The organism is Streptomyces sp. NBC_01341 (assembly GCF_035946055.1).
In the GTDB taxonomy this organism is placed as follows: Bacteria; Actinomycetota; Actinomycetes; order Streptomycetales; family Streptomycetaceae; genus Streptomyces.
This window is the reverse complement of record NZ_CP108364.1, coordinates 5,471,719-5,498,615: the sequence shown is the minus strand read 5'-3', so window position 1 is coordinate 5,498,615 and position 26,897 is coordinate 5,471,719. Positions and strand designations below refer to the sequence as shown.

The 26,897-nt window shown below is 72.0% G+C and carries 22 protein-coding genes; 9 read left to right on the top strand and 13 right to left on the bottom strand.

The window, feature by feature from the left end; genetic code table 11:
• Nucleotides 1–83: 83 nt before the first annotated feature.
• From murD to rsmH, 7 genes are read right to left on the bottom strand one after another with little or no spacing between them, the layout of a single operon-like run.
• Nucleotides 84–1,502, bottom strand: a complete 1,419-nt coding sequence (murD, locus tag OG206_RS24160; RefSeq protein WP_327122385.1) for a UDP-N-acetylmuramoyl-L-alanine--D-glutamate ligase — start codon at nt 1,500–1,502, stop codon at nt 84–86.
• Nucleotides 1,499–2,569: a phospho-N-acetylmuramoyl-pentapeptide-transferase gene (mraY, locus tag OG206_RS24155; RefSeq protein WP_327119482.1), complete on the bottom strand. Its 1,071-nt coding sequence runs from the start codon at nt 2,567–2,569 to the stop codon at nt 1,499–1,501. Before mraY ends, murD begins: the two co-directional genes overlap by 4 nt.
• Nucleotides 2,566–3,984 carry a UDP-N-acetylmuramoyl-tripeptide--D-alanyl-D-alanine ligase gene (locus OG206_RS24150; protein WP_327119480.1) on the bottom strand — a complete coding sequence of 473 codons (1,419 nt, stop codon included), beginning with the start codon at nt 3,982–3,984 and terminating at the stop codon, nt 2,566–2,568. The genes mraY and OG206_RS24150 overlap by 4 nt, the downstream gene beginning before the upstream one ends.
• A gap of 4 nt (nt 3,985–3,988) precedes the next feature.
• Entirely contained in the window at nt 3,989–5,710 is a 1,722-nt protein-coding gene (locus OG206_RS24145) for a UDP-N-acetylmuramoyl-L-alanyl-D-glutamate--2,6-diaminopimelate ligase (RefSeq protein ID WP_442805889.1), read from the bottom strand.
• Between the two features lie 15 nt (nt 5,711–5,725).
• A complete protein-coding gene (locus OG206_RS24140; RefSeq protein ID WP_327119476.1) occupies nt 5,726–7,714 on the bottom strand; it encodes a peptidoglycan D,D-transpeptidase FtsI family protein in 1,989 nt (662 codons plus the stop codon).
• 4 nt (nt 7,715–7,718) lie between these two features.
• Entirely contained in the window at nt 7,719–8,258 is a 540-nt protein-coding gene (locus OG206_RS24135) for an FtsB family cell division protein (protein ID WP_327119474.1), read from the bottom strand.
• Between the two features lie 49 nt (nt 8,259–8,307).
• The gene (gene rsmH, locus OG206_RS24130) at nt 8,308–9,279 is read right to left on the bottom strand and encodes a 16S rRNA (cytosine(1402)-N(4))-methyltransferase RsmH (RefSeq protein WP_327119472.1); all 972 of its coding nucleotides are present in this window, start codon (nt 9,277–9,279) and stop codon (nt 8,308–8,310) included.
• Nucleotides 9,280–9,688: 409 nt separating this feature from the next.
• Here rsmH and OG206_RS24125 point away from each other — a divergent pair, with 409 nt between their 5' ends.
• The 4 genes from OG206_RS24125 to OG206_RS24110 all read left to right on the top strand — a co-directional run bounded on the left by OG206_RS24125 (nt 9,689) and on the right by OG206_RS24110 (nt 15,268).
• The gene (locus OG206_RS24125; protein ID WP_327119470.1) at nt 9,689–10,243 is read left to right on the top strand and encodes a beta-class carbonic anhydrase; all 555 of its coding nucleotides are present in this window, start codon (nt 9,689–9,691) and stop codon (nt 10,241–10,243) included.
• Between the two features lie 191 nt (nt 10,244–10,434).
• Nucleotides 10,435–11,481, top strand: a complete 1,047-nt coding sequence (locus OG206_RS24120; RefSeq protein ID WP_327119468.1) for an AAA family ATPase — start codon at nt 10,435–10,437, stop codon at nt 11,479–11,481.
• Nucleotides 11,481–12,854 (top strand): DUF58 domain-containing protein, encoded by a 1,374-nt coding sequence (locus OG206_RS24115; protein WP_327119466.1) that lies wholly within the window; start codon nt 11,481–11,483, stop codon nt 12,852–12,854. Before OG206_RS24120 ends, OG206_RS24115 begins: the two co-directional genes overlap by 1 nt.
• Nucleotides 12,851–15,268 carry a transglutaminase family protein gene (locus OG206_RS24110; protein ID WP_327119464.1) on the top strand — a complete coding sequence of 806 codons (2,418 nt, stop codon included), beginning with the start codon at nt 12,851–12,853 and terminating at the stop codon, nt 15,266–15,268. Before OG206_RS24115 ends, OG206_RS24110 begins: the two co-directional genes overlap by 4 nt.
• Before the next feature lie 414 nt (nt 15,269–15,682).
• Here OG206_RS24110 and OG206_RS24105 read toward each other — a convergent pair whose 3' ends face one another.
• From OG206_RS24105 to OG206_RS24095, 3 genes are all read right to left on the bottom strand, one after another.
• Nucleotides 15,683–16,087 (bottom strand): DUF3040 domain-containing protein, encoded by a 405-nt coding sequence (locus OG206_RS24105; RefSeq protein ID WP_327119462.1) that lies wholly within the window; start codon nt 16,085–16,087, stop codon nt 15,683–15,685.
• A 300-nt stretch (nt 16,088–16,387) separates the two neighbouring features.
• A complete protein-coding gene (locus OG206_RS24100) occupies nt 16,388–17,146 on the bottom strand; it encodes a class I SAM-dependent methyltransferase (protein WP_327119460.1) in 759 nt (252 codons plus the stop codon).
• 100 nt (nt 17,147–17,246) lie between these two features.
• A complete protein-coding gene (locus tag OG206_RS24095) occupies nt 17,247–17,795 on the bottom strand; it encodes an SAV_6107 family HEPN domain-containing protein (RefSeq protein ID WP_327119458.1) in 549 nt (182 codons plus the stop codon).
• 169 nt (nt 17,796–17,964) lie between these two features.
• On the opposite strand from OG206_RS24095, the gene OG206_RS24090 reads away from it, so the two are divergent.
• The 5 genes from OG206_RS24090 to OG206_RS24070 all read left to right on the top strand — a co-directional run bounded on the left by OG206_RS24090 (nt 17,965) and on the right by OG206_RS24070 (nt 23,917).
• Nucleotides 17,965–18,723, top strand: a complete 759-nt coding sequence (locus OG206_RS24090) for an ATP-binding cassette domain-containing protein (RefSeq protein ID WP_327119456.1) — start codon at nt 17,965–17,967, stop codon at nt 18,721–18,723.
• Nucleotides 18,695–20,782: a YhgE/Pip domain-containing protein gene (locus OG206_RS24085; protein ID WP_327119454.1), complete on the top strand. Its 2,088-nt coding sequence runs from the start codon at nt 18,695–18,697 to the stop codon at nt 20,780–20,782. The genes OG206_RS24090 and OG206_RS24085 overlap by 29 nt, the downstream gene beginning before the upstream one ends.
• Nucleotides 20,783–20,811: 29 nt before the next feature.
• Nucleotides 20,812–21,423: a TetR/AcrR family transcriptional regulator gene (locus tag OG206_RS24080; protein ID WP_327119452.1), complete on the top strand. Its 612-nt coding sequence runs from the start codon at nt 20,812–20,814 to the stop codon at nt 21,421–21,423.
• A gap of 348 nt (nt 21,424–21,771) precedes the next feature.
• A complete protein-coding gene (locus OG206_RS24075; protein ID WP_327119450.1) occupies nt 21,772–22,389 on the top strand; it encodes a DUF4126 domain-containing protein in 618 nt (205 codons plus the stop codon).
• Nucleotides 22,390–22,420: 31 nt separating this feature from the next.
• Nucleotides 22,421–23,917: a phytoene desaturase family protein gene (locus OG206_RS24070; protein ID WP_327119448.1), complete on the top strand. Its 1,497-nt coding sequence runs from the start codon at nt 22,421–22,423 to the stop codon at nt 23,915–23,917.
• Between the two features lie 57 nt (nt 23,918–23,974).
• Here the strand turns inward: OG206_RS24070 and OG206_RS24065 are convergent, their stop codons facing one another.
• The 3 genes from OG206_RS24065 to thiE form a co-directional block, all read right to left on the bottom strand.
• On the bottom strand, nt 23,975–24,970 hold the full coding sequence (locus OG206_RS24065; protein WP_327119446.1) for a hypothetical protein: 996 nt from the start codon (nt 24,968–24,970) through the stop codon (nt 23,975–23,977).
• Nucleotides 24,971–25,020: 50 nt separating this feature from the next.
• The gene (metF, locus tag OG206_RS24060) at nt 25,021–25,938 is read right to left on the bottom strand and encodes a methylenetetrahydrofolate reductase [NAD(P)H] (protein ID WP_327119444.1); all 918 of its coding nucleotides are present in this window, start codon (nt 25,936–25,938) and stop codon (nt 25,021–25,023) included.
• Nucleotides 25,939–26,162: 224 nt separating this feature from the next.
• Nucleotides 26,163–26,813, bottom strand: a complete 651-nt coding sequence (thiE, locus tag OG206_RS24055; protein WP_327119442.1) for a thiamine phosphate synthase — start codon at nt 26,811–26,813, stop codon at nt 26,163–26,165.
• Nucleotides 26,814–26,897: the final 84 nt, after the last annotated feature.

Below are 26,897 nucleotides of genomic sequence, written 5' to 3'. Positions count from 1 at the left end.
CTGCGGCCGGGGCGCCCGTGCCCACCGCCGGTGCCGCTCGTGCCCGGGTTCTCCGGGAGGTTACGGCGCGGCGGCCGGGTCCGTCAGGCGCTCTCGCCGGCGAGTTGGCGGACCGCGTCCGCGAACGCCTCGCCCCGCTTGTTGTAGTTGACGAACATGTCCATCGAGGCGCAGGCCGGGGCCAGCAGCACGGTGTCACCCGGCATCGCCAGCCGTGCCGCCTCACGGACCGCCGCGGACATCGCCCCAGTGTCGGTCCGGTCGAGGTCGACCACCGGTACCTCGGGGGCGTGTCGCGCCAGGGCTTCACGGATCAGCGCCCGGTCGGCGCCCATCAGCACGACGCCCCTCAGCCGCTTCGCCGCCCCGGTGACCAGTTCGTCGAAGGCTGCGCCCTTGGCGAGACCGCCGGCGATCCAGACGATCGGTTCGTAGGCGGCGAGGGACGCCTCGGCGGCGTGGGTGTTGGTGGCCTTGGAGTCGTCGATGTACGTGACGCCGCCCACGTCTGCGACGTGCTCGATGCGGTGGGCGTCCGGGCGGAAGGCCCGCAGCCCGTCCCGTACCGCGGCGGGTTCCACGCCGAAGGCGCGGGCCAGCGCCGCCGCCGCCAGGGCGTTGGCGATGTTGTGCGGGGCCGGCGGGTTCACGTCGCCGACCTCTGCCAGTTCCTGGGCCTGCTTCTGCCGGTTGGCGACGAAGGCACGGTCGACGAGGATGCCGTCGACCACACCGAGCTGGGAGGGCCCGGGCGTGCCGAGGGTGAAGCCGATCGCCCGGCAGCCCTCCTCGACGTCGGCCTCGCGTACGAGGTCCTCCGTGGCCCCGTCCTGCGCGTTGTAGACGCAGGCGACGGTGTTGCCCTCGTAGACCCGGCCCTTGTCGGCGGCGTAGCCCTCCATGGAGCCGTGCCAGTCCAGGTGGTCCGGGGCCAGGTTGAGCACGGCCGCCGAGTGGGCGCGCAGCGAGGGCGCCCAGTGCAACTGGTAGCTGGAGAGCTCGACGGCGAGTACGTCGTACTCCTCGTCGCCGAGCACCGCGTCCAGCAGGGAGACTCCGATGTTGCCGACCGCGGCGGTGCGCAGACCGGCCGCCTCCAGGATCGAGGCGAGCATCCGTACGGTCGTCGTCTTGCCGTTGGTCCCGGTGACCGCCAGCCACGGCGCGGCGCCGGGGCCGCGCAGCCGCCAGGCGAGCTCGACGTCGCCCCACACCGGGACGCCCGCCCCGGCGGCCGCCAGGAAGAGCGGCTTGCCCGGCTTCCAGCCGGGGGCCGTGACGACGAGCTCGGTGGACTCGGGCAGGGTGTCGCCGTCCCCGAGGCGCACGGTGATGCCGAGCGCCTCCAGTTCGGCGGCCTGGGCGCGGGAGCGCTCGTCGTCGCCGTCGTTCACGACGGTGACGAGGGCGCCCCGCTCGTGCAGGGCGCGGGCGGCGGGGACACCGCTGACCCCGAGCCCCGCGACCGTGACGCGCTTGCCCTGCCAGTCCACATCGCTCACTTCTTTGCTGCCCATCCCGCGTAGAAGAGGCCGAGTCCGACGATCACGCACATGCCCTGGATGATCCAGAAGCGGACCACCACAAGGACTTCGGACCACCCCTTGAGTTCGAAGTGGTGCTGGAGCGGCGCCATCCGGAAGACGCGCTTGCCGGTCATCTTGAACGAGCCGACCTGGATGACCACGGACATCGTGATCATCACGAAGAGGCCGCCGAGGAGGGCCAGCAGGAACTCCGTACGGGAGCAGATGGCCAGACCCGCGAGCGCACCGCCGAGGGCGAGGGAACCGGTGTCACCCATGAAGATCTTCGCGGGCGAGGTGTTCCACCACAGGAAGCCGAAGCAGGCGCCCATCAGGGCCGAGGCGACGACGGCGAGGTCGAGTGGGTCTCTGACCTCGAAACACGCCTGGGGGTTGGTCAGGGTGGTCGCGTTGGCGCAGGACTCCTGGAACTGCCAGAGGCCGATGAAGGTGTACGCGCCGAAGACCATCACGGACGCACCGGTGGCGAGGCCGTCCAGACCGTCCGTCAGGTTCACGCCGTTGGACATCGCAAGGATCATGAACAGGGCCCAGACGCAGAAGAGCACCGGGCCGATCGACCAGCCGAAGTCCTCGACGAACGAGAGCCGGGTCGAGGCGGGGGTGTTGCCGCGGGCGTCCGCGAACTGGAGCGAGAGCACCGCGAAGGCGATGCCGACGATCAGCTGGCCGGCCATCTTGGCCTTGGCCCGCAGACCGAGCGAGCGCTGCTTCACGATCTTGATGTAGTCGTCGAGGAAGCCGACGAGGCCCATCCCGGCCATCAGGAACAGCACGAGGACACCGGAGAAGCGCATCTCCTCGCCGGTGATCACCTTCGCCAGGACGTACGCGATGATCGTCGCCAGGATGAAGGCGATACCACCCATGGTGGGCGTGCCCTTTTTACTGCCGTGGGTACGCGGGCCGTCGTCCCGGATGAACTGCCCGTAGCCCTTGCGGGCCAGAAGTTTGATCAGCAGCGGTGTGCCGACCAGCGTCAGGAAGAGCCCTATGGCCCCTGCGAAGAGGATCTGTCTCATCGGACGGCGACCTCGCCCTCGGTCGTCTCGAGCAGAGCCATGGCGACCTTCTCCAGGCCGACCGACCGGGACGCCTTCACCAGCACGACGTCTCCCGGGCGCAGTTCACTGCGCAACAGGTCGACGGCCGCCTGTGCGTCGGACACGTGCACCGACTCCTCACCCCACGAACCCTCGTTATATGCGCCCAGTTGCAGCCAGGAGGCTTCTTTTCCCCCGACAGCGACGAGCTTGCTGACGTTGAGCCGGACGGCGAGCCGTCCGACCGCGTCGTGCTCGGCGAGCGACGCGTCACCGAGCTCGGCCATCTGACCGAGCACCGCCCACGTGCGCCCCCCTCCCGCCCGTCGGGCCTTGCCCATGGCAGCCAGCGCACGGAGTGCGGCTTTCATGGATTCGGGGTTCGCGTTGTAGGCGTCATTGACGACCGTCACACCGTCCGGACGCTCGGTGACCTCCATGCGCCAGCGGGAGAGGGTGCCCGCTCCGGAGAGCGCATCGGCGATCTCAGTCACGGACATGCCCAACTCATGGGCGACGGCGGCCGCGGCGAGCGCGTTCGACACGTGGTGCTCACCGTACAGGCGCAAGGTCACGTCGCTGCACCCGGTGGGTGTGTGGAGCGCGAAAGCGGGGCGGCCGTCCTCCGTGAGCCGCACGTTCTCTCCCCGTACGTCCGCTTCCGTGGCCTCTCCGAAGAGGATCACCCGGGCTTTTGTGCGGGAGGCCATGGCTCGTACCAGGGGGTCGTCGGCGTTGAGTACGGCGACCCCGTCCTCCGGGAGGACCTCGACGAGCTCGCCCTTGGCCCGTGCGATCGCCTCGCGGCTGCCGAACTCCCCGAGGTGGGCGCTGCCCACGTTGAGGACCAGACCGATCCGGGGCGGTGTCAGGCCGGCGAGATAGTGGATGTGGCCGATGCCCCGGGCGCCCATCTCCAGCACGAGGTGGCGCGTTTCGGCCGTCGCGCGCAGAGCGGTGAGCGGCAGGCCGATCTCGTTGTTGAGCGACCCCGGGGTCCACACGGTGGGCGCCTTGCGTTCCAGCAGCTGGGCGATGAGGTCCTTCGTGGACGTCTTGCCCGCCGAACCCGTGAGCGCGACGACGGTGGTACCGAGGCGCTCCACGACGGCGCGGGCGAGCGCGCCGAGTGCCGCCACGACGTCGTCGACGACGATCGCCGGGACACCGACGGGGCGGGCGGCGAGCACGGCTGCCGCGCCCGCTTCGACGGCCCGTTGCGCGTAGTCGTGGCCGTCGACGCGCTCGCCCGCGAACGCGGCGAACAGGGAGCCCTGCCGCACCTCCCGGGAGTCGATGACGACGGGGCCGGTGACGGTGACGGACGGGTCCGGGACGTCGTGCGGCTGCCCGCCGACGATTCCGGCGATCTCGGCGAGGGAAAGGGCGATCACTTGGTCATCCCTGACTGTTGTTCTCGTGGGTGTGTGCGCGGGCTTCCGGGGCGGGCGTGCGCCCCAGGGAAGCTTCGATGGCCTCGCGCAGGATCTTGCGGTCGTCGAAGGGGCGGACCACTCCGTGGATGTCCTGGCCCTGCTCATGGCCCTTTCCGGCCACCAGCACGGTGTCTCCGGGCTCGGCACGGGCGACCGCCGCCGCGATGGCCGCGGCCCGGTCGGCGTCCACGAGCACGTCGCCGCGCTCGTGGACGGGCACCTCGGCGGCGCCGGAGAGCATCGCCGCGAGGATCGCGAGCGGGTCCTCGGAGCGGGGGTTGTCGGAGGTCAGCACGGCGGTGTCGGCGAGCCGTGCCGCCGCGGCGCCCATCGGGCCCCGCTTGGTCGTGTCCCGGTCGCCGCCGCAGCCGAGCACGATGTGCACCCGGCCCTCGGTGACCTTCTGCAGGGAGCGCAGGACGGACTCGACGGCATCGGTCTTGTGCGCGTAGTCCACGACCGCGAGGTACGGCTGACCGGCGTCGACGCGCTCCAGCCTGCCCGGGACGCCCGGGACGGCGGCGACGCCGTCGGCGGCGATCTGCGGGTCGACGCCCGCGACGGCCAGCGTCACGATCGCGGCCAGGGTGTTGGCCACGTTGAACGGGCCGGGCAGCGGGGCTCTGGCCGTGATGCGCTCACCCTTGGGGCCGATCACGGTCAAGGTGCTGTCCTGGGGGCCGACTTCGACGTCCTCGGCCCGCCAGTCGGCGTCCGGGTGGCCCTCCGCGGAGAAGGTGACGACCGGGATGGACGCCTCGTCGACCAGCCTGCGGCCGTACTCGTCGTCGAAGTTGACCACACCGAGCTTGCTGCGCTCCGGGGTGAACAGCTGCGCCTTGGCCTGGAAGTAGTCCTCCATGCCGGAGTGGAACTCCATGTGCTCCGGGCTGAGGTTGTTGAACACGGCGACGTCGAAGACACAGCCGTCGACCCGGCCGAGGACCAGGGCATGACTGGAGACCTCCATGGCGACCGCCTCGACGCCTCGTTCGCGCATGACGGCGAAGAGGGCCTGGAGGTCGGTGGCCTCGGGGGTGGTGCGCTCGGACTTGATGCGCTCGTCGCCGATCCGCATCTCCACGGTGCCGATCAGTCCGGTGCTGCGTCCGGCGCCGCGCAGCCCACCCTCGACGAGGTAGGCCGTGGTGGTCTTGCCGGACGTGCCGGTGATGCCGATCTGGAGCAGTCCGGCACCCGGCCGCCCGTAGATCTCCGCGGCGATGTCGCCCATCCGGCCGCGCGGGTTCTCGGTGACGAGGACCGGGAGGCCGGTGGCTGCGGCGCGCTCGGCGCCCGACGGGTCGGTGAGGATCGCGGCCGCTCCGAGGCCCGCGGCCTGGGCCGCGAAGTCGGCGCCATGGAGGCGGGCACCGGGCAGGGCCGCGTACACGTCCCCCGGACGGACCGCCCGGGAGTCGTGGGTGATGCCGGTGACCTCTCCGGCATCCTGCGGTCCGGCACCGAGCCGGGCTGCCAGCTCTCCAAGGGACGTCGGCCGCAGCCGGTCCGGTCGGGGCGCTCCCGGGTAGTTCACAGGCGCGTCCTTCTGAGTGGTTTGGAACTGATCAGCGTGGGGCACGGCGGTGAGCGTACCGGGCGGACCCGGCCTCTCGCGAAGTGAGGGGCCAGGGTTGCGGAACTTCTCGTTCCGGTTCCCGGGATCGGGGGTGATGGTCGTCACTGAGGTTCCCCCGAGTCACTCGCCGGGTCTGAAGGAGACCGGAAGCCTGGCGGGATCGCTGCCGGACGGCGCGGCCTGGAGGGTCTTGAGCGCGAACTCCATGACCTTCTTGTAGATCGGGCCGCAGATCTGGCCGCCGAAGTAGCTGCCCTCGGTGGGGTTCTGGATGGCGCAGTAGACGGCGATCTGCGGGTCGTCGGCGGGGGCGAAGCCGGCGAAGGAGGCGGTGTAGCCCTTGTAGATGCCGCGTACGGGATCCACACGGTTGGCCGTGCCCGTCTTGCCCGCGACCCGGTAGCCCTGGATGTGCGCCTTGGCCCCGGTACCCTCCCGGTCGTCCACCACGGACTCCAGCATCTTCGCCAGGGTCCTGGCCGTCTTCTCGCTGACCACCCGGGTGCGTTTCGGCGCCTCGGACGCCGTGTACCGGCCTTCGCCGTCCTTGGTCCCGCGCACCAGCGTCGGCTCGATCCGGACCCCGCCGTTGGCGACCGTCTGGTAGACGGACGCGGCCTGCATGGCGTTGAGCGAGAGCCCCTGGCCGAAGGGGATCGTGAACTGCTGGGAGGTCGACCAGTCCTGCGGCTTGGCGAGGATGCCCGGGGACTCGCCGGGGTAGTCGAGGCCCGTGGTGCTGCCGATGCCGAATTTACGCAGGTAGGAGTACAGGACCTTGTTGGCTTCGCTCTGGGTCTTCCCCAGCTGGCCGGTGGCCAGGATGGTGCCGATGTTGCTCGATTTCGCGAGTACGCCGTTGAGCGTGAGGTACCAGGTGGGGTGGTCGATGTCGTCCCTGAAGAGCCGGTCGCCCCGGTGCAGCCGGTTGGGCACGGTCACGTGCGTACCGGGTGTGGCGGCTCCTTCCTCCAGCACCGCGGCCATGGACATGACCTTGCTGGTGGAGCCGGGCTCGTAGACGTCCTGGAGCGCCGCGTTGCCCAGGGCGGTGGAGTCGCTCCGGGTGAGGTCGTTCGGGTCGTAGCCGGGGGCGTTGGCCATGGCCAGGACCTCGCCGGTCCGCGTGTTCTGGACGATGACGTAGCCGCGGTCCGCCTTCGACTTCTTGACCTGGTCGGCCATGGCCCGCTGGGCGGCCCACTGGATGTCACGGTCGATCGTCAGCTCGACGTCGGTGCCGGCGACGGCGGGGATCTCCTTGGATCCCGCGGTCGGCACGGGACGGCCGCCGGCCTGGGCGTACCGGATCTTGCCGTCCTCGCCCTGGAGCCGCTTGTTCAGCTGTGCCTCCAGGCCGCCGCCGCCCTTGCCCTCGGCGTTGACGAAGCCCAGTATCCCGGCGGCGAGATCTCCGTTCGGGTAGACCCGCTTGGTCGTCGGCTCCTGGAGGACCCCGGCCAGCACGTTCGCACCGGGGCCGCCCTTCGCCCTGTCCTCGGCGGCCTTCTCCGCGAAGGCGGCCTTGAGGTCCTTGATCTGCTTCCACACCTGCGGGGTCTGCCGCCGCGCCAGGACGGTGTAGCGGCTCCTGGGCGCCGACAGCTTCTTCGCGAGCTCGGCGGCGTCCTCGTCGAGGATCGGCGCGAGGAGGGCCGCCGCCTGCTGCGGCGCGTCCGGGGCCTTGCTGTCCTCGGGGGTGAAGAGCTTGGGGTCGGCGGTGATGTCGTGCGCGTCCACGCTGGTGGCCAGGGCGATGCCGCTGCGGTCGGTGATCTCGCCACGCTCGGCGGCGATCGTGTACTCGAGGTAGCGGTTCTTCTCGGCCATGGCCGAGTACGCTCCGGCGTCCACGGCCTGGACCTGGAGCAGCCGTACGACGAACGCCAGCATGACGAGGGTGAGGCAGAGGCTGATCAGACGCAGCCGGGGCCGCGGGCTGCCGAGGCGGATGGACTGCTGGGAGCCGCTCCGCCGCTTCGTGGCGACCGGACGCCGGGTGCGCCGCACCTCGGGGCGGACGGCCGGGCGCGAACGGCCGGATCCGGACGCGTTACGGGAGCGCGCGGGGCCGGGCACACGACGGCGCGGCGGTTCCTTGGACGGCACTGCGTCACCTGCCGGGGCTGATCGGGGGCGAAGTCGTCGGTGTCTGCGTCGTCGGGGCCGCCGAGCCCGGGGCCGGCGGGGGCGAGGAGCCGGCCGCGGACGGAGTGGCCGTCGGCTCGGGCAGACTCTCCGTCGATGCCGGTGCTGGTCCCGGGACGGTGACGGGCGAGGGATCTGCGGTGGCCCGCTCGCGCACTCCGCGCACGGTGCCGTCCGGGTTCAGGAACGCGGGGCTGCCGCCGGGGACCATGCCGAGCTCCCTGGCCCTGCGCTCCAGGGCGTCGGGCTCGGAGTAGCTGTCGACGCCGCGCTGCAGGGCCTGCTGCTCGTCGGTGAGCTCGGTGGTCTCCCGCTTCAGCTTGCTCAGCCTGAACGATCCTTCGTTGAGCGCCGAGTTGAGCAGCAGGAGCGAGATCAGGCCACCGGCGAGCAGGAGCACGACCAGGAGGACGAAGGGGGTGCGGGCGGCGGTGCTCGGGCCCGACGGCATGAGCCGGGCGAGCCTGCCCGCCCGCCCCTTCCCCTGCTCGGCCGTCCTGGTCACCGCGGTGCCACCGGTCCTCCCGGCGTACGGCCGGCCGTACGGGGACCGTTCATCGCTCCTCCTCGCGGATCCGCTGGGCGCCTCGCAGCCGGGCGGGGGCGGCGCGCCTGTTCTCGGCCACCTCCTCCTCCGTGGGCAGTTCGGCTCCGCGGGTCAGCAGCTTCAGGCGGGGCTGGTAACGCTCGGGGACGACGGGCAGTCCGGGCGGCGCCGTGTTCGCGGCACCGGCCGCGAACACCTGCTTGACCAGCCGGTCCTCGAGGGAGTGGTAGGACAGGACGGCGATCCGGCCACCGACGGCGAGGCTGCCGACCGCCGCGGGAACGGCCCGCTCCAGCACGGTGAGTTCGCCGTTGACCTCGATGCGCAGCGCCTGGAAAGTGCGCTTGGCCGGATTGCCGCCAGTGCGCTTGGCGGCCTGCGGCAGGGAGTCCCGGATCAGTTCGACGAGGCGGGCGCTGTTGCTGAAGGGCTCCTTCTCGCGTTCACGCACGACCGCCGAGACGATTCTCTTCGCCTGCTTCTCCTCGCCGTACGCACGCAGGATCCTGACCAGTTCGCCCGGCGGGTAGGTGTTGAGCACCTCGGCCGCGCCGATGCCGGTCGTCTGGTCCATGCGCATGTCGAGCGGAGCGTCCTGCGCGTAGGCGAACCCGCGGTCGGCCTCGTCCAGCTGCATCGAGGAGACGCCCAGGTCGAAGAGGACGCCCTGGACCTTGGGGATCCCCAGCCGGTCGAGCACGTCGGGGAGTTCGTCGTAGACGGCGTGCACCAGGGTGGCGCGGTCGCCGTAGGGGGCGAGGCGTTCACCGGAGAGCCGCAGCGCCTCCTTGTCCCGGTCCAGGGCGATCAGCCGGACGTCCGGGAAGGCGGCGAGAAGGGCCTCGCTGTGCCCGCCGAGCCCGAGGGTGCAGTCCACGACGACCGGGGGTGCCGCCCCCGGGCTCGTCGCCTCCAGAGCCGGGGCCAACAGGTCCAGGCATCGCTGGAGCATCACCGGGACATGGCGGGTCTGGCTCAAAGCGCCCTCTCAGGCTCTGTCCCGTGACGGCCGCACGTGCGGTCTGGTCCCCGCCCGCTCGGAAGGGGAGGTCCGCCGGCGCCGGGGAAGGAGGCGTCGGCCGACCGCGAGCGGGCAAGGGCCGGGCCGCATGTACGCCGCACATCACGGGAACGCGAAACATGTAGAAATATGCAGTATGCGCAGGCGTGTCGGTAACTTCGCGTCACTTTAGTCCACCCTGCCATTCGATCCATTCCCGATCAACGAACCGCGCAGCGCGTGGCGGGACCGTGACGTGACAGGAGACCTCACCCGGACGGGCGTGCGGGCGTGAGTCTTGTGGGTTACCTCACAACAAGTCTCGTTGACGTTCTTTGTCCCGACCCACAGCACGCAACGAGCGAATGCGACGGCTAACGTCATAGCCATGTCGACTTCTGCGCAGTCTTCCGCCGAGACCGATTCCACCGCCGCCCGCTCCGGGGGAACGGTGACCGACCGGCTGGTCGAACTGAACGGCCGCTACTCCGAGGCCTTCAGCGACCCGGGCATGGACGCACGGCCGGTTCTGCACGTGGCCGTGGTCGCGTGCATGGACGCCCGTCTCGACCTCCACGCCGCGCTCGGCCTCGAGCTCGGCGACTGCCACACCATCCGCAACGCGGGCGGCGTGGTGACCGACGACGTCATCCGTTCGCTGACCATCAGCCAGCGGGCGCTCGGCACCCGCAGCGTCATACTCATCCACCACACGAACTGCGGCCTCGAATCACTGACCGAGGGCTTCCGGCAGGAGCTGGAGCTCGAGGTGGGCCAGCGTCCGGTCTGGGCGGTGGAGGCCTACACCGACGCGGACCAGGACGTACGGCAGTCGATGCAGCGGGTGCGCACCTCGCCGTTCCTCCTGCACACGGACGACATCCGCGGGTTCGTCTTCGACGTGACCACGGGCAAGCTGCGCGAGATCCTCCCCACCTCCTGATCCGCCCCTCGACATACGGGCCACATCCGGCATATCGCTCCCACTTGTCCACAGGCGAGTGACACGAAGCGGTAACGGCAACAAGAATGCGGGTGTGACATCCCTCCGGGTCCTCCGGAGGGTGTCCGTATTTCGGGGCGGGCCGGGCAGTCCTGTGCCGCCGTCCGTGCACAAGGGCCGAGGAGGGCCGGGTGACGACCTATGACGATCGAGCGAGCCTCACAGATCTGACGACGACCGTGGAGCGGGTGCGCAGGTCGATCGAAGGCGTGATCGAGGGCAAGCCTGAGGTCGTACGGCTTTCTCTGACCGTGCTGCTGGCCGAGGGGCACCTCCTGATCGAGGACGTGCCCGGGGTCGGCAAGACGATGCTGGCCAAGGCACTGGCACGGTCCATCGACTGCTCGGTGCGCCGCATCCAGTTCACTCCCGACCTGCTGCCCTCGGACATCACCGGGGTGTCGATCTTCGATCAGCAGCGGCGGGACTTCGAGTTCAAGCCGGGTGCGATCTTCGCCCAGATCGTGATCGGCGACGAGATCAACCGCGCCTCGCCGAAGACGCAGTCGGCGCTCCTGGAGTCGATGGAGGAGCGTCAGGTCACCATCGACGGCCACACCTACGAACTGCCCGACCCCTTCATGGTCGTGGCCACCCAGAACCCGGTGGAGATGGAGGGCACCTACCCGCTGCCCGAGGCCCAGCGCGACCGGTTCATGGCCCGGGTCTCGATCGGCTACCCCAGCGCGGAGGCCGAGCTCCAGATGCTCGACGTCCACGGCGGGGCCTCGCCGCTGGACGACCTGCAGCCGGTGGCCCACGCGCACGACATCGTGAAGCTGATCGAAGCGGTGCGCACGGTCCACGTCGCGGAGTCCGTCAGGCGGTACGCCGTGCAGCTGGTGGCGGCCACCCGGCAGCACGCGGACCTCAGACTCGGGGCATCGCCGCGCGCCACCCTGCACCTGCTGCGGGCGGCCAAGGCCTCGGCCGCCCTGGCCGGGCGGGACTACGCCCTCCCGGACGACGTCCAGGCGCTCGCCGTCGCGGTGCTCGCCCACCGTCTCCTGCCCACGGCGCAGGCCCAGCTCAACCGCCGTACCGCCGAGCAGGTCGTGCTGGACATCCTGCAGCGCACACCGGTGCCGACGTCGGGCGGCGTGGCCGCGCCGGCACAGCCGCAGCACCGGCCCGGCAGTCCGGTGTTCGGCGGGCAGCCCGGCGCGCGGCGGCTGTGATGGCGGCCGGGATTCCCGGTCCGGTGGAGAACGGCGACGACAAGGGCGGCCTGCGGGCGGCTCTGGGCGGACTCACGACCCGGGGCCGGTCGTTCCTGGCCGCAGGCGTGGCGGCGACCGCCTGCGCCTACGTGCTGGGCCAGGGCGATCTGCTGCGGGTCGGCCTGCTGCTGGCCGTGCTGCCCCTGATCTGCGTCACCGTGCTCCACCGCACCCGCTACCAGGTGTCGGGCAGCCGGCGGCTTTCGCCGTCCCGGGTGCCGGTCGGCTCGGAGGCACGGGTCCATCTGCGGATGGACAACGTGTCACGGCTGCCGACCGGCCTGCTGATGCTCCAGGACAGTGTTCCGTACGTACTCGGCCCCCGGCCCCGCTTCGTGCTGGACCGGATCGAGGCGGGGGGCGTGCGGGAGGTCTCCTACCGGGTCCGGTCCGACCTGCGCGGGCGCTACCCGCTGGGTCCCCTGCAGCTGCGGCTCAGCGACCCGTTCGGGATGTGCGAGCTGACCCGTTCCTTCAGCGACTACGACACCCTGGTGGTCATCCCCCGCACCGTGCCCCTCCCCCCGCTCCGGCTGACCGGGGAGGCCTCGGGCTACGGCGACGGGAGGCAGAGGTCACTGGCGCTGGCGGGCGAGGACGACATCATCCCGCGCGGCTATCGCCACGGGGACGACCTGCGCCGGGTGCACTGGCGTTCCACCGCACGCCACGGCGAACTGATGGTGCGTCGTGAGGAGCAGCCGCAGCGGGCCAGGTGCACGGTGCTGCTGGACACCCGCCGGATCGCCTACCAGGACGCCGGACCGGACTCCGCCTTCGAGTGGGCGGTGTCCGGGGCCGCGTCCGCGCTGGTGCACATGCTGGAGCGCGGCTTCGCCGTGCGTCTGCTGACCGACGACGGGAACGCGGTGCCGGACGGAAGTGCCGACGGCTTCGCCGGATCGACACAGGAATCCGCCGACTCCGCGGGCCTGATGATGGACTCCCTCGCGGTCGTCGACCACTCCGACGGGGGCGGGCTCTCCCGTGCGCACGACGTGCTGCGCGGCACGAACGAGGGACTTCTGGTGGCGTTCTTCGGCGATCTCGACGAGGAGCAGGCGGCCGTGGCGGCCCGGATGCGGCAGCGCAGCCGCGGGGCCGTCGCCTTCGTCCTGGACAGCGACGACTGGGCACACGGGCGGGCGACGGCCTCTCACCCGCCGGGCGCCGACCGTCTGCGGTTGCTGCGCGAGGCGGGATGGACGGTCGTGCCGGTGCCGCCCGGGACCGGCCTTCCCCGGCTGTGGCTGCAGGCCGGCCTGCAGCGCTCCGACGCGCACCCCACCGCTGCCGGTCCGACCGCGGGATTCCCGGGGGGCCGGGCATGAGCGGGCGTACCCGGCTGGCGCTGTGCGCCTTCGCGGCCACGATGATGGCGGCGGGTGCGCTGCTGCCCCTGGTCGAGCCCTCGAAGTGGGTCCTGCAGGCCGCCTTCCTGCTGGCGCTCCAGAGCGGCGTGGGCGCGCTCGCCCGCCGGATGTCGCTCGCCCGGATCCTGACGGTCTCGCTCCAGGCGCTCGTCACCCTGGTGTCGCTCACGGTGGCCTTCGCGCGGGACCACGCCCTGTTCGGTGTGCTGCCCGGCCCCGAGGCGGTGCGGCGGCTCGCCGGACTCCTGACCGAGGGCGGGGACGACGTCGGCCGGTACGCGATTCCCGCACCGGCGACGGACGGTATCCGGCTGATGCTGATCGGCGGGGTACTGCTGATCGGTCTCGCGGTGGACGTCCTCGCGGTGACCTTCCGTTCCGCTGCTCCGGCCGGGCTGCCGCTCCTCGCGCTCTACTCGGTCGCGGCGGGGCTGTCCGACGGCGGTGCGGGGTGGCTCTGGTTCCTGCTCGCGGCGTGCGGCTATCTGCTGCTCCTGCTCGCGGAGGGCCGGGACCGGCTGTCCCGGTGGGGGCGGGTGTTCGGCGGTGTGTCCCGTACGTCGGGGGGCCTGGCGGCAGGTCTGGAGGGAGCGGGAAGGGCCATGGCCCCGGTCCGGACCGGCCGGCGCATCGGCGCGGTGGCCCTGGGGGTCGCACTGGCCGTGCCCGCTGCGCTGCCGGCGCTGGACGGCGGGCTCCTGGGCGGCACGGGTGGCGCGTCGGGGCGGGGCGGCGGCGGCACGATCTCCGCGGTCAACCCTCTGGTGTCCCTGCAGAACAACCTGAACCAGCCGGAGAACCGGGAGGTGATCTCCTATCGGACCAACGCCGCCGATCCGCAGGACTTCTACCTCCGCATCCTGGCTCTGGACCAGTTCAGCGGGGGCGAGTGGCGCCCGTCGACCCGCAGGCTGAAGGACGTCCCGGACAGGCTGCCGCAGCCGGACGGGCTGGGTCAGGACGTCACGGTCACCGAGGTCAGGACCAACCTCTCCGCGTCGCGTTCCTACGCGCAGACGTATCTTCCGCTCCCCTACCCGGCGAGCGAGGTGGACGTCCAGGGCCGGTGGAGGTTCGAACCGGAGGGGCGCACCCTAGTCGGTGACGACGGCCAGACGACGCGCGGCGCCCGGTACGAGGTGAGCAGCCTGGTCGTCGAGCCGACGGCCGCGCAGCTCGCCGGGGCCCTGTCGCCGCCCTCGGATCTGCTGGGCGAGTACACCCGGGTTCCCCGTTCGCTGCCGGACGTGGTCGCCAGGACGGCGAAGCGGGTGACCGAGGGGGCGTCCGGCGACTACGAGGCGGCCGTGAAGCTGCAGGACTGGTTCGCGTCGGAAGGCGGTTTCCGTTACGACACGACGGTGACGTCGGGCACCGGCACCGCGGCCATCGAGCGGTTCCTGAAGGACAAGGAGGGCTTCTGCGTCCACTTCTCCTCCACGATGGCCGCGATGGCGAGGACACTCGGCATCCCGGCACGGGTCGCGGTGGGCTTCACGCCCGGCACCGTCCAGGCGGACGGGTCGGTGTCGGTGGGACTGCGGGACGCGCACGCCTGGCCCGAGCTGTACTTCGAGGGAGTGGGCTGGACCCGCTTCGAGCCGACTCCCTCGCGGGGCAGCACCCCGTCCTACACCCGGCCCGACGCTCCCACGCAGGATCCGAGCGGTCCGGCGGCTCCGACGGAGGGCTCGTCCGTGGCACCGACGGCCGCACCGGCCGCCTCGGAATCCTGCCCGGTGCAGTTGCGCCGCGAGGGTGAGTGCGGTGCGTCCGCCGCTGCCGGGGCGGTGGATTCCGGCGACTCGGGCACCGGGGGCGGGGCGGCGGCGCTGTGGGGGCTCGGCATTCTGCTGGTGCTCACGGTCCCGTTCCTGCCGATGCTCTGGCGACTACGGCTCCGCGCCCGGCGGCTCGGCCACTCGGAGGGGCGTACGCCGGCGGATGCCACCGCCCGGGTCATGGCCGTGTGGCGTGAGATGACAGACACGGCCTGGGACCACGGCATCGCCCCGGATGATTCGCTGACCCCCCGGAAGGCCGCGGCACGCCTCGTGCGGCTGGGCGGCATCGACGGCACGGCGGCCGCTGCGGCCCATCGGGTGGCCGGGGCGGTGGAGCAGGTGCTGTACGCACCCGAGCCCCGGCCCGCGGACGGATCGGCCGAGGACGTCCGGGCGGTACGGGCAGGCCTGTGGGCGTCGGCCGGGCGTTGGGGCAGACTGCGGGCGACGCTGGCGCCGCGTTCAGCCGTTCGGGTGATATGGGCTCTGTCCGAACGCAGGGCGGATCTCGGGCGGCGTTGGTCCGGCCGGGTGGGGCGCGAGAGCTGGGCGGCCAGGCTGCGCCGCCCGTCACGCCAGGAGGGCTGACACGGAAAACCGGAGGCCGGCCCGTGCCCCGGGGTCCGGAGAGGGCTCTCCCCTCTCCGGACCCCGGGGGTGGCCGTTCGGGACCACGGGCGGGGCGGAAGGGCCCTGCGGGGCCGCGAGTGGGTGGCGTGGGACCACTGCGCGACGGTCCTCCGAGCAAGAGCACGTATCCGGCCCTCTCCTCGAAGGGGTCAAGGACGGGCTGTCCGCCGGAGCGGTCGGCAGGACCGGCCTGTCGCGGTGCGCCGGCCGTGTCCGCCCTCGTGCCGGCCGCGCATCCGGGCGCGGACGGGTGAGGGGCGGCCGCAGCGAAGCGGCCGCCCCTCACCCGTGAGGTCCAGCGTCACGTTCTCGTCGTGTGCGGTCCGCCGTCCGGGCACCGTGGCTGCAGCCACCGGCCGGAGAGCGGAGAGCTCACTGTCCCTGTTCGTCGCGGCGGCGCTGCCACCGCTGTTCGATCCGGTTCATCATGGACCGGCGCTGCCTGGGATGTCGGCTCTCGCCTCCGCCCCCGCTCGCGTTCCCGGCCGGCTGCTGCTCACCAGGCTTGGGCGCTTTGCGCCACCCGGTGACCGCCAGCACGGCGCAGCCCAGCATGACGAGGAATCCCGCCACGCTGACCCAGGTCTGCTGGAAGACCATTCCGGCCATGAGGAGCGCGATACCCACCAGAAAACCGGCCACCGCCTGGTAGACCCGTCGCCGGGTGTACCTGCGCAGCCCGCTTCCCTCAAGCGCTGTCGCGAACTTGGGATCTTCGGCGTACAGCGCTCGCTCCATCTGCTCGAGCATTCGCTGCTCGTGCTCCGAGAGCGGCACGGGATCCTCCTCGTCGTCGGCCGCGGGGGCGACCGGTATGCGGCCCTTCCAGGATAGGCAGGGATTCGCCCCCGTGAAACCCGCCCTCTAGCCATAGCCAGTCCGGACCGCCATGTCGGCTCGGCTGCTGAGGCGTAGATTCCCCGACCTCCGATCCGTCATGCCGGATGGTGTCACCCGATCATACGGGGCCCACGGCCCGATCGGGGGTTCTGAGCGGTACTCCGTCTGCAGCTGCGTTGCTGATCAGCCGTGCTCCGGTGGCTCCACGGTCCCGCCCGGGCGGGCTCCCCGTCCGGCTCAGGCGCGCTTCTCCCCCAGAACGTGCAGCTGGGTCGCCACGGAGTGGAACGCCGGCAGTTCCGCGACGGCCGCCTCCAGCCTGAGCAGCTCCTCCATCGCGCCCGGCTCGGTGTCCACGAGTACGCCCGGGACGAGGTCGGCGAAGACGCGCACGCCGTGGACGGAGCCGACCTCCATGCCGGCGTCCGCGACGAGTCCGGCCAGCTGGTCCGCGGTGAACCTGCGGGGCACGGGGTCGCCGTCGCCCCAGCGGCCGGCGGGGTCGGACAGTGCCGTGCGGGCCTCGGCGAAGTGTCCGGCGAGGGCCCTGGCCAGGACGGCTCCGCCGAGGCCGGCGCCGAGCAGGCTGAGCGCCCCGGACGGGCGGAGTGCCTCCACCGCGTTCCGCACGCCCTCGGCGGGGTCGTCGACGTACTCCAGGACGCCGTGGCACAGCACCGCGTCGTAGCCCGCGCGGTCGACGACCTCGAACAGGCCGAGGATGTCCCCCTGGACACCGCGGACCCGGTCGGCGACCCCGGCCTCGTCCGCTCGGCGCTCCAGGGCGAACAGCGCGTTCGGGCTGGGGTCGACGACCGTCACCCGGTGGCCGAGCCGGGCGACGGGCACCGCGAAGTTGCCGGTGCCTCCGCCGGTGTCCAGCACGTCCAGGGCTTCCCTGCCGGTCGCCTTGACCCGGCGCTCCAGGGCGTCCTTGAGGACCTCCCAGACCACGGCGGTACGGAGTGAGGCGCGGGGGCGCAGCTGGTCCGACACGGCAGTTGACTCCTCGGCACGGTGCCGCCACGGACGGCGGGGCGTGAACGGTGCAGGTGGTACGGGCTCTCCACCCTATTGCCTCGCGCCGCCCGCTCGCTCACCCCTCGTCGCGCCCTGCTCCGCGGACCTGTCGGGGCAGGTCCCGGGGCGGGGGAAGGACCGGCTGGAGGACGAGGAGCCGCTCGACGAGGCGCAGGAACATGGCCGCGTCGCGCAGCAGGTCGTCGGCGTCGCGGCCGGTGGCCGCGCCGGGTATGCCGGCCTCCGCGCGCGCCCTGCGCTGAGCCCCGGAGGCGAACAGGGCGCCCCAATCGGCGAGTTCGGGCGCGATCTCCGGGAGCACCTCCCAGGCGCTGCGGATCCGCTCCCGGCCGCGCCTGCTCGTCTCGGGCCTGCCCCGGGCGGCGAGGACCGCGGCCGCTGTGCGCAGCGCGGCGAGGTGGGCGGTGGCGTACCGCTCGTTCGGAACGTCGAGGACGGCGGCCTCGTCCAGGCCGGTCTGGGCCTGGGCGAGCAGATCGAGAGCTGCGGGCGGGGCCGTGGTGCGGCGCAGCACGGGGTGGACGTCGGTTGCCGGACCGGTCAGTGAGGGGGCAGGGCTGCCTGTGCGGCGCCGCGGTGCGGCTGCTGCGGACGAGCTGGCCATGACGAACCTCCTGTCGTCGCGTGACGGCTTCGTAGCCGTATGTACCCACTCTGACGACACCCACTGACAATCCCTCAGGATCTGCCCCTGACCAGCGACTTTGCTTCGAGCGCGAGTTCGGGTTAGTTTTTTTGCACTGACCAGTCAGTCTAAATATGGGGGTGGGGTCGTGGACAGCCCGCACGGAGCGGCGCTGAGCGCCGAGGGCTTCGGACTCGAGGGGCCGCGCGGCTGGGCGTTCCACGGAGTGGAGTTCAGCGCCGGGCCCGGATCCCTGGTCGCGGTCGCGGGCCCGTCCGGCTCGGGCCGGACCTCTCTGCTGCTCGCGCTGACCGGCCGGATGCGTTCCACGGCGGGCCACGCGGAGGTCGGCGGCGAGCGTCTGCCCGGGCGGCTCGCCGCCGTCCGCGGGTTCAGCGCGCTCGGCCCGGTCCCCGGCGTCAGCGAACTGGATCCCGCGCTGACGGTCGCCGAACACCTGAGGGAACGCGCCCTGCTGCGGCGTCGTTTCGACGGATCCCCCCGCTCGCTGCTGCGACCCCGTGCCGAGCGCGCCGCCGCGTCCCGGGCGGTGGTCGAGGCGGCACTCGAGGCTGCGGGGCTGGACCTCCCGGACCTGCCCAAGGCCGAACGCACCTCCGTACGGGACCTGGAGCGTCTGGAGGCGCTCCGCCTGTCCGTCGCGCTCGCGCTGATGGGACGCCCGAGGCTCCTCGCCGTGGACGACACCGACCTCAAGCTGTCCGCGCGGGACCGGGCTCTCGCGTGGCAGCTGCTGCGCCGCCTCGCGGACGGCGGGACGACGGTGCTGGCGGTGTGCAGCGAGGCCCCGGACGACGCGCTCGTCGTGCACGCACGGCCGGCCGAGGACGACACGACGAACCGGAAGGACACGGCAGATGCGATCGCCGAGACTGGCCGCGCTTGAACTGCGGAGGTTCGGCAGGGGCCGGATGCCGCGCGCCGCTCTGGTGGCTCTGCTCCTGTTGCCCCTGCTGTACGGGGCCCTCTACCTCTGGTCCTTCTGGGACCCGTACGGGCGGCTCGACCGCATCCCCGTCGCCCTCGTCAACGACGACAAGGGCGCGAGCACCGGCGGCGAACACCTGTCCGCCGGCGACGAGATCACCGGCAAGCTGCTCGACAGCAAGGTCTTCGACTGGCACGAGGTCGGCGCCGCCGAGGCCGCACGGGGCGTCGAGGACGGGACGTACTACCTCTCGCTGACCATGCCGTCGGACTTCAGCGAGCGCATCGCGTCCAGCGCCGGGGACTCCCCCGGAACCGGCGCCCTCCAGGTGCGGACGAACGACGCCAACAACTACATCGTCGGGCAGATCTCCAGGACGGTGTTCGCCGAGGTCCGCAGCGCCGCTTCGGCCAAGGCGTCACGCGGCTTCCTGGACAAGATCTTCATCAACTTCTCGGGTCTGCACGACGCGACCGCGAAGGCGGCCAAGGGAGCCGACGATCTCGAGAGCGGTCTGACGAAGGCGAAGAAGGGCTCGAAGGACCTCGCGGACGGCCTCAGGACCGCCAAGTCGGGCAGCGGAACGCTCTCTTCCGGCCTCATCAAGCTGGACAAGGGAGCAGGCGACCTCGAAACGGGGTCCCGGCAGGTGGCCGACGGCACCCAGTCGCTCGCCGACAAGGTCAACGAAGTCGCCGGTGACGTACGGCCGTTCCTCAAGGACAACGGAAAGGCCATCGGGGACACGGCCCGGCTGGTGTCCGACTCCTCGAAGGCCGTACGGGACAACCTCGACCTGCTGGTGGAGGCGGCACCCACCGCCTCCGCCGCCGCGCACAAGGCCTCCGACGACCTTGCCGAGGTCCACCGGCTGCGCTGCGAGGAACAGCCGCTGCCCGATCCGGGGGTATGCCCGCAGCTGAAGCGCGCCAGGACCGCCGCGGCCGATGTCGCCCGGGTCTCGGACGACGTGAACGCCCTGGTCACGAACCAGAAGGGCGACCTGACGAAGCTGCGCGGCCAACTGACCACCCTGCAGAAGCAGGCCGATGCCCTGGCGAAGCGCTCGCCGCACCTCGACTCGGACCTGGAGTCCGCGGTGGCCAGGATCAACGCGCTCAACACCGGGGCGCACAAGGTGGCCAAGGGCGCCGACACCCTCCGCACCGGACTCGGCACCGCCAAGACGGGAGCCGGGAACCTGGACAAGGGGGTCAAGAAGCTCGGGACGGGCGCCAGGAGTCTGGACAGCGGTCTCCACCGGCTCGGTGACGGCTCCGCGACCCTCGCCCAGCGGCTGAACGACGGCGTCGGCAGGATCCCGGACTACGACCGGGCCGACCGTGACGCGCGTACCGGTGTCATGGCCGACCCCGTGAAGCTCGCCTCCTCCTCGCTGCACGCCGCGCCCAACTACGGGACCGGTTTCGCCCCGTACTTCATCCCGCTCTCGCTGTGGGTGGGCGCGATGGTGGCCTACATGCTCATCCAGCCGCTCAGCCGACGGGCGTTGTCGGCCGGTGCGCCGGCCTGGCGCATCGCTTTCGCGGGCTGGCTGCCGGTGGCCGCGATCGGCCTGCTCCAGGTCGCCGCCCTGATGTCCGTCCTGCACTGGCGGCTCGGACTGCAGATGACCCACACCGCCGGGACGATCGGCTTCCTGGCATTGGTGACCTGCTGCTTCGCCGCGATCGTCCAGTGGCTGAACGCACGGTTCGGCGCGGCGGGCCGGATCCTCGTGCTCGCGGTACTGATGCTCCAGCTGACCTCGGCCGGGGGCACGTACCCCGTCCAGACGAGCCCCGGCTTCTTCGGCGCGGTCCACCCGTATCTGCCGATGACCTACGTGGTGGACGGGCTGCGCCGGCTGATCACGGGCGGTGGGCTCGGCCCGGTCTGGCAGGGCTGCGCCGTGCTGCTGGCCTTCACCGCGGGGGCGCTGGCACTGACCGCGCTCTCGGCCCGCCGCAAGCAGGTGTGGACCCTCGACAGGCTGCACCCGGAGCTGAGTCTGTGACTGCTCAAGGACCTGTGACAATCGTGCGCATGGACAGCAGCAGCACGACGCGCCGCCAGGCCACCCGGCAGAAGCTCTACGAAGCGGCGGTCACACTCATCGCGGAGAAGGGCTTCTCCGCGACCACGGTGGACGAGATCGCGGAGCGGGCCGGGGTGGCGAAGGGCACCGTCTACTACAACTTCAAGAGCAAGACCGAACTCTTCGAGGAGCTGCTGCGCCACGGAGTGGGGCTGCTGACACAGTCGCTGCGGTCGGCCGCCGACTCCACCGACGCCCGCGGCGGCACCCGCGTGGAGGCGCTGGACGCCATGATCCGGGCCGGCCTGGTCTTCATCGACCGCTACCCGGCCTTCACCCAGCTGTACGTCGCCGAGCTCTGGCGGACCAACCGTGCCTGGCAGTCGACCCTCCTGGTGCTGCGCCAGGAGGCCGTGGCCGTCGTCGAGGGGGTGCTCAGGGAGGGCGTCGCCGCCGGCGAGCTCAGCGAGGAGATCGACATCCAGCTCACGGCCGCGGCGCTGGTCGGGATGGTGCTCGTCGCGGCACTGGACTGGCAGGCGTTCCAGCCGGAGCGGACGATCGACGACGTGCACTCCGCGCTGTCCTTGCTCCTGCACGGCCGAGTCAGCGGGCGCTGAGCGCCCGGCGGGTCCCGGGGCGCACAGCGCCGGTCCGGTGGAATTCGATCCCCCCGAATTCCACCGGACCGGCGTTCGTGCAGCCGCGAAGCCCTCCCCCGTGACCCTGGTTCCCCCGTGGTCCCGGGGCTCCGCGCCGTGCGCCCCCGTTGTGTCCGGGGCGCGGTGCCCGTTCCGCCGCCCCGTGCCGGCGGTTCCGGAGCCGCGCCCCTTCCGTGGTCCCCACTCTTCCCTCTCCGCAGGTGGCAGCCCATCCGCGCCCCTACTCATCTCCCGCACTGAGTAGGGGTACTCAGGCCTGCGCCGAAGCCCCTCCGCGCGGCGCCGCCACTGGCTACGATCGCGTCCGTGTCCGTACTCCCCCTGGTGTTCACGAGTGGCTGGGCGAGCGGGATCAACACCTACGCGGTGGTCCTCCTCCTCGGCGTCTTCGGTGCGACCGGGCTCACCGACGAGGTGCCCGAGTCCCTCCAGCGCACGGACGTGCTCGTGGTCGCCGGTGTGCTCTTCCTGTGCGAGGCCGTGGCCGACAAGATCCCCTACGTGGACTCCGCCTGGGACTCCGTGCACACGGTGATCAGGCCCGTGGCCGGGGCCGTCGTGGCAGCGCTGCTCGCCGGTGGGAGCGGGTCGCTGCCGGAGCTCGCCGCCGGCGCGGTGGGCGGCTCGACGGCGCTGCTGAGCCACCTGGTCAAGGCCGGCACCAGGATGGCGGTCAACACCTCCCCCGAACCCTTCAGCAACATCGGAGTCAGCGTCGCGGAGGATCTGGGCGTCGCCGGGATCATCACCTTCGCGATGTTCCACCCGTTGGCCGCTGCAGTGATCGCCGGGACCCTGCTGCTCCTCGGGCTGGTGACACTGGTCTTCCTCGCCTCCCGCATCCGCCGCTTCCTGCGCCGCCGGGCGCAGCGGCGCGAGGAGAGGCGCATGGCCGGGGCGGGCGGTCACGGGCCTGGCGGGTGAGCTGTCGGCGGCACCCTCTAAAGTCACTGACATGGCACGAATTGCGGTGATCGGCGCCGGGACGGGCGCGATGGCGGCGGCCGCCCGGCTGGCCGTGGCAGGCCACCGGGTGACGGTGTACGAGCGCTCCGGGACCTACGGCGGCTCGGTCGGCCGCCACGCCCGCGACGGCTTCGTCTTCGACACCGGACCCGGGCTCCTCCACCTCCCCGCCGTCTACCGTGACCTCTTCGTGAAGACGGGCAAGCAGACCCTGGAGCAGTGCGTCGCGCTCCGCCAGGTCGACCCGGCGTGCCGTCACATCTTCGCTGACGGCACGTCGGTGTCGCTCCCCAACGCCTCCAGGGCGGGCGTCGTCGGGGCGCTCGACCGGGCGCTCGGTGAGGGGGCCGGTGCCCGCTGGGGCGAGTTCCTGGACCGGGCGGGCACGGCCTGGAACCGTTCGCGCAGGCCCCTGCTGGAGGAGCCGCTGCCCGAGGACCGCCGGGTGCTGGAGCGCGATCCCTATCCCTCGGCGCGCCGACGCAGGCTGCTCCGCGCGGCCCTGGAGGCGGCCACGGTGTCGCAGGTCGGCGAGTGGGAGCTGCGCGACCCCCGGCTCGCGGCCCTGCTCGACGGATACGCCCTGTCGTACGGCCTCGACCCGCGCCGCGCCCCGGCCGCGGCGGCCCTCCTGCCGTACATGGAGGAGACGTTCGGCAGCTGGTACGTCGCCGGGGGCATGCGGGCGCTGGCCGAAGCGGTGTACGAGCGGTGCCTGGCGCGGAGGGTGGAGTTCGTCTTCGGTGCCGAGGCGGTCCGGGTGACCGAGAAGGGCGGCCGGGCCTCGGGCGTCGAGCTGGCGGACGGCACGGCAGTGGAAGCCGATCACGTCGTCCTGGGTGCGTGGCCGGGCCCCGGCCTGCTCCCGGCGCGGGCCGACGGGAGGGACACGGCAAGGGAGTCGGTGGTACCCGGCCGCTTCGTCGTGCTGCTGTCGCTGCGCGGCGCGCGCGAGGCGGATGCCGTGCACCGGACCGTCGTGCACGGTGGGGACCCCGGGGCGGAGCGGGACGCCGTGTTCGGCGGGCGGACGGCCGAGCGGCCCACCGTGACCGTGTTGCGTCCCGACGACCCGGCCACCCGCCCGGACGAGGAGCACGAGGCCGTGACGCTGGTGGTGACGGTGGCCCCGCAGGGCCCGGTCGACTGGACGGACACGGTGCTGCGCGAGCGTTTCGCGCAGACGGTGACCGACCGGGCGGCCGTGGCCGTCCCGGGCCTCCGCGAGCGGATACTCCACACCGAGGTGCGCACCCCCGCGGAGACGGCCGCCGACACCGGCGCCGAGGGCGGGTCGGTGCCGGCTCCGGCTCTGGCGGGGGCGGAGGGGGCGTATCTGCACGCCGGGAACCGCACCCCGCTGCCGGGTCTCTATCGGGCGGGTGGCTGGTCGCACCCGGGCGGGGGGCTGGCCCACGCCGGAATGTCGGGCGCCCTGGTCGCCGGACTCGTGGTGGAGGGCGACGACTTCCGCGGCTCCAGGTGAGGTGCGGTGGCGGTCGTCCCTGACGGACGCCGGGCCGTGCCGGCGTCCGCCGTGCGGTCAGTAGCGGTACTGCTCGTTCTGGCCGGTGTCGTAGCCGTTGCCGTAGGGCCCGGGCTGGACGGGCTCCTCCGGCGGCAGCGGCGGGTACTGATCGCTCTCGCGCTGCTGCGGGACCCAGACTCCTCCGGGCGGGGTGTCGGTGTACTGACCCGCGTAGGGGTCGGCGGGCTGGTGCGGGCCCGCGCCCTGGGAGGGGTCGTATCCGTGACCCTGGTCTCCGAACGCCGAGTTGTCGTAGCCGTTGTCGTACGCGGCGTACTGCCCGGTCCCGTCCGTGGCACCCGCCGCGGCGTACGGGTCGGAGTACGCGGGGTACCCCGTCGGGTCCGGTCCGTAGTCGTACTGCCCCGTGTAGGCGCCTTGCGCGTGGAAGGTCTCCTGCGGCCGGTAGGTGTCCTGGCCGGGGTACGCGCCCTGGTCCTGGTACGTGTCCTGGCTCGGGTAGCCGCCGCTCCCGTCGCCGTAGGAGTCCGGAGGGGTCTGCTGGCCGTAGCCGCTGTAAGGGTCGTACGCGGCGTACTGCGGCTGCTGTTCGCCGCCGGCCGGGGCAGGGTCGGTGTAGATGCCGTACTGCCCGGTGTCGTCCGGCATCGGCTGCGTTTCGTAGACCGCCGCGGGCGGCTCCTGCTCCGTGGACAGGGACGGGGAGGCCCCCTCGTACTCCAGGTCGGAGACCTCGAGTACGGGCTGCTGGGGGGCGGAGACTCCGGCACCTCGCCGGCGGCGGCTCTCGCCCGGACTGCCGCCGAGGGCCCAGCCGGTGGAGAAGCCGCGCCTGAAGGAGAGCGTCACGTACGTCTGCCCCGTCGCGAAGGCGATCGCTCCGAGCGCGATCACCAGCACGGAGGGGATCAGCACACCGAGGACCACGCCGAGGAACCCGCAGAAGGCCAGCAGCCGCCAGCGGAGCCGCGCCTTGTACTGCAGCAGCACCTCACCCAACAGCCACAGCGCCACTATGCCGAATGCGATGTAGAGGACCGTCCAGCCCACGCCCGCCCCCTCCTGCGGCCACCGCCCCGGTCGGTGGCGGGTACGGCCGGTCAGGACTGCTTGTGCAGTCCGAGATTCTCGTAGATCTCGAGCGTCGCCGTCGAGTTGTTGAGCGTGATGAAGTGCAGCCCCGGGACACCCTCGGAGAGCAGTTTCGCGCAGAACTCCGTGGCGAACTCGATGCCAATGGAGCGTACAGCGGCCGGGTCGTCCTTCGCGGCGAGGATCCGCTCTTTCAGCGGGGCCGGCAGGGACGCGTTGCTGAGCTGGGCGAATCGTTCGAGCTGCTTGACGCTGGTGAGGGGCATCACCTCGGGAATGACCGGGGTGTCGCAACCCGCGGCGACCACACGGTCACGCATCTGGAGGTAACTCTCCGGATGGAAGAACATCTGCGTGATCGCGTAATCGGCCCCGGCGCGGCACTTGTCCACGAAATGGCCGATGTCGGAGTCCCAGTCGGCCGATCGCGGATGCATTTCGGGAAATGCCGCGACGCCGACGCAGAAATCGCCGGCCTCCTTGATGAGCCGGACCAGATCGGCGGCGTACCGCACGCCCTGCGGGTGTTCGACCCACTCGCCCATGGGGTCGCCGGGCGGGTCCCCGCGCACGGCGAGGATGTTCCGGATGCCGGCGTCGGCGTACTGGCCGACCATGTTGCGCAGTTCGGCGACGGAGTGGTCGACGGCGGTGAGGTGCGCGACGGGGGTGAGCGTGGAGTCCGCGGCGATCTGCTGGGTGGCCCGCACCGTCCCGGCACGCGTCGACCCTCCGGCCCCGTAGGTCACGGAGACGAAGCTGGGCCCCACGGCCTCGACGCGCCGCAGCGCGTTCCAGAGGTTCCGCTCGCCCTTCTCGGTCTTGGGCGCCCAGAACTCGAACGAGTAGGAAGTCTCACCGGACGCGAGCAGCTCACGCACGGTGCGCGCGTGATCCGTCCTGGTGGAAGGTGTGCCAAGGGCCATACTGGGAGGTTAACCAGGGCCGGGCGCTCCCCCAACCGGAGTGAGCGAATTGACCGGAATGAGGTGGCTGTTGTCCACCACTCGGACACCGCCCCCGGAGACACCCCGCGCGTACCCGGCCCCGGGCCCCCGAGGCACCGTCCACGACACCTCTGCGCCCTCGGAAGGTGTACGGGGCCGAGCAGCGCTGTACGGAGCCACGGGGAGGGGGCGGCGGCAGCCGCTCAGAGGGCGCGGGCCCGGACGCGCCGGGCCAGGGCCTCCGCAGCCGCGGCGGGATCCTCGGCCTCGGTGATCGCGCGTACGACCACGACACGGCGTGCGCCGGCGTCCAGGACCTCGTCGAGGTTGCCCGCGTCGATCCCGCCGATGGCGAACCACGGCCGGGACGTGCCGAGCGAGGCGGCGTAACGCACCAGGCCGAGGCCCGGGGCGTAGCGGCCGGGCTTGGTGGGGGTGGGCCAGCACGGCCCGGTGCAGAAGTAGTCGACGCCGGCCTCGGCGACGGCGGCGTCGACCTCGGACTCGGCGTGGGTGGAGCGGCCGATCACGACGTCGCCGCCGGTCACGGCGCGGGCGGCGGGCACCGGGAGGTCGCCCTGCCCGAGGTGCAGCACGTCGGAGCCGATGGCGTGGGCGACGTCGGCCCGGTCGTTCACCGCGAGGAGCGCGCCGTGGCGTTTGCACGCGTCGGCGAACACCGCGAGGTGTTCGAGCTCCTCGGCCGCCTCCATGCCCTTGTCGCGCAGCTGGACGACGTCCACTCCGCCGGCCAGCACGGCGTCGAGGAACTCGGGCAGGTCACCCTGCCGCTTGCGGGCGTCCGTGCACAGGTAGAGCCGGGCGTCGGAGAGCCTGTCGCGGAGCGTGGACATGATGAATTCCCCCCGGGTGGTGCGTTGATGGCGTCGATGGATCACTGGTAGGCCGGTGGACCGCCGCACCGGACGGCCGTCGAG

Bases quoted from the DNA above. Each gene is read 5' to 3' on its own strand.
- mraY (WP_327119482.1), bottom strand. From the start codon at position 2,569: ATGAGACAGATCCTCTTCGCAGGGGCCATAGGGCTCTTCCTGACGCTG.
- OG206_RS24125 (WP_327119470.1), top strand. From the start codon at position 9,689: ATGTCGACTTCTGCGCAGTCTTCCGCCGAGACCGATTCCACCGCCGCC.
- OG206_RS24115 (WP_327119466.1), top strand. From the start codon at position 11,481: ATGGCGGCCGGGATTCCCGGTCCGGTGGAGAACGGCGACGACAAGGGC.
- OG206_RS24110 (WP_327119464.1), top strand. From the start codon at position 12,851: ATGAGCGGGCGTACCCGGCTGGCGCTGTGCGCCTTCGCGGCCACGATG.
- OG206_RS24095 (WP_327119458.1), bottom strand. From the start codon at position 17,795: ATGGCCAGCTCGTCCGCAGCAGCCGCACCGCGGCGCCGCACAGGCAGC.
- OG206_RS24085 (WP_327119454.1), top strand. From the start codon at position 18,695: ATGCGATCGCCGAGACTGGCCGCGCTTGAACTGCGGAGGTTCGGCAGG.
- OG206_RS24080 (WP_327119452.1), top strand. From the start codon at position 20,812: ATGGACAGCAGCAGCACGACGCGCCGCCAGGCCACCCGGCAGAAGCTC.
- OG206_RS24070 (WP_327119448.1), top strand. From the start codon at position 22,421: ATGGCACGAATTGCGGTGATCGGCGCCGGGACGGGCGCGATGGCGGCG.
- metF (WP_327119444.1), bottom strand. From the start codon at position 25,938: ATGGCCCTTGGCACACCTTCCACCAGGACGGATCACGCGCGCACCGTG.
- thiE (WP_327119442.1), bottom strand. From the start codon at position 26,813: ATGTCCACGCTCCGCGACAGGCTCTCCGACGCCCGGCTCTACCTGTGC.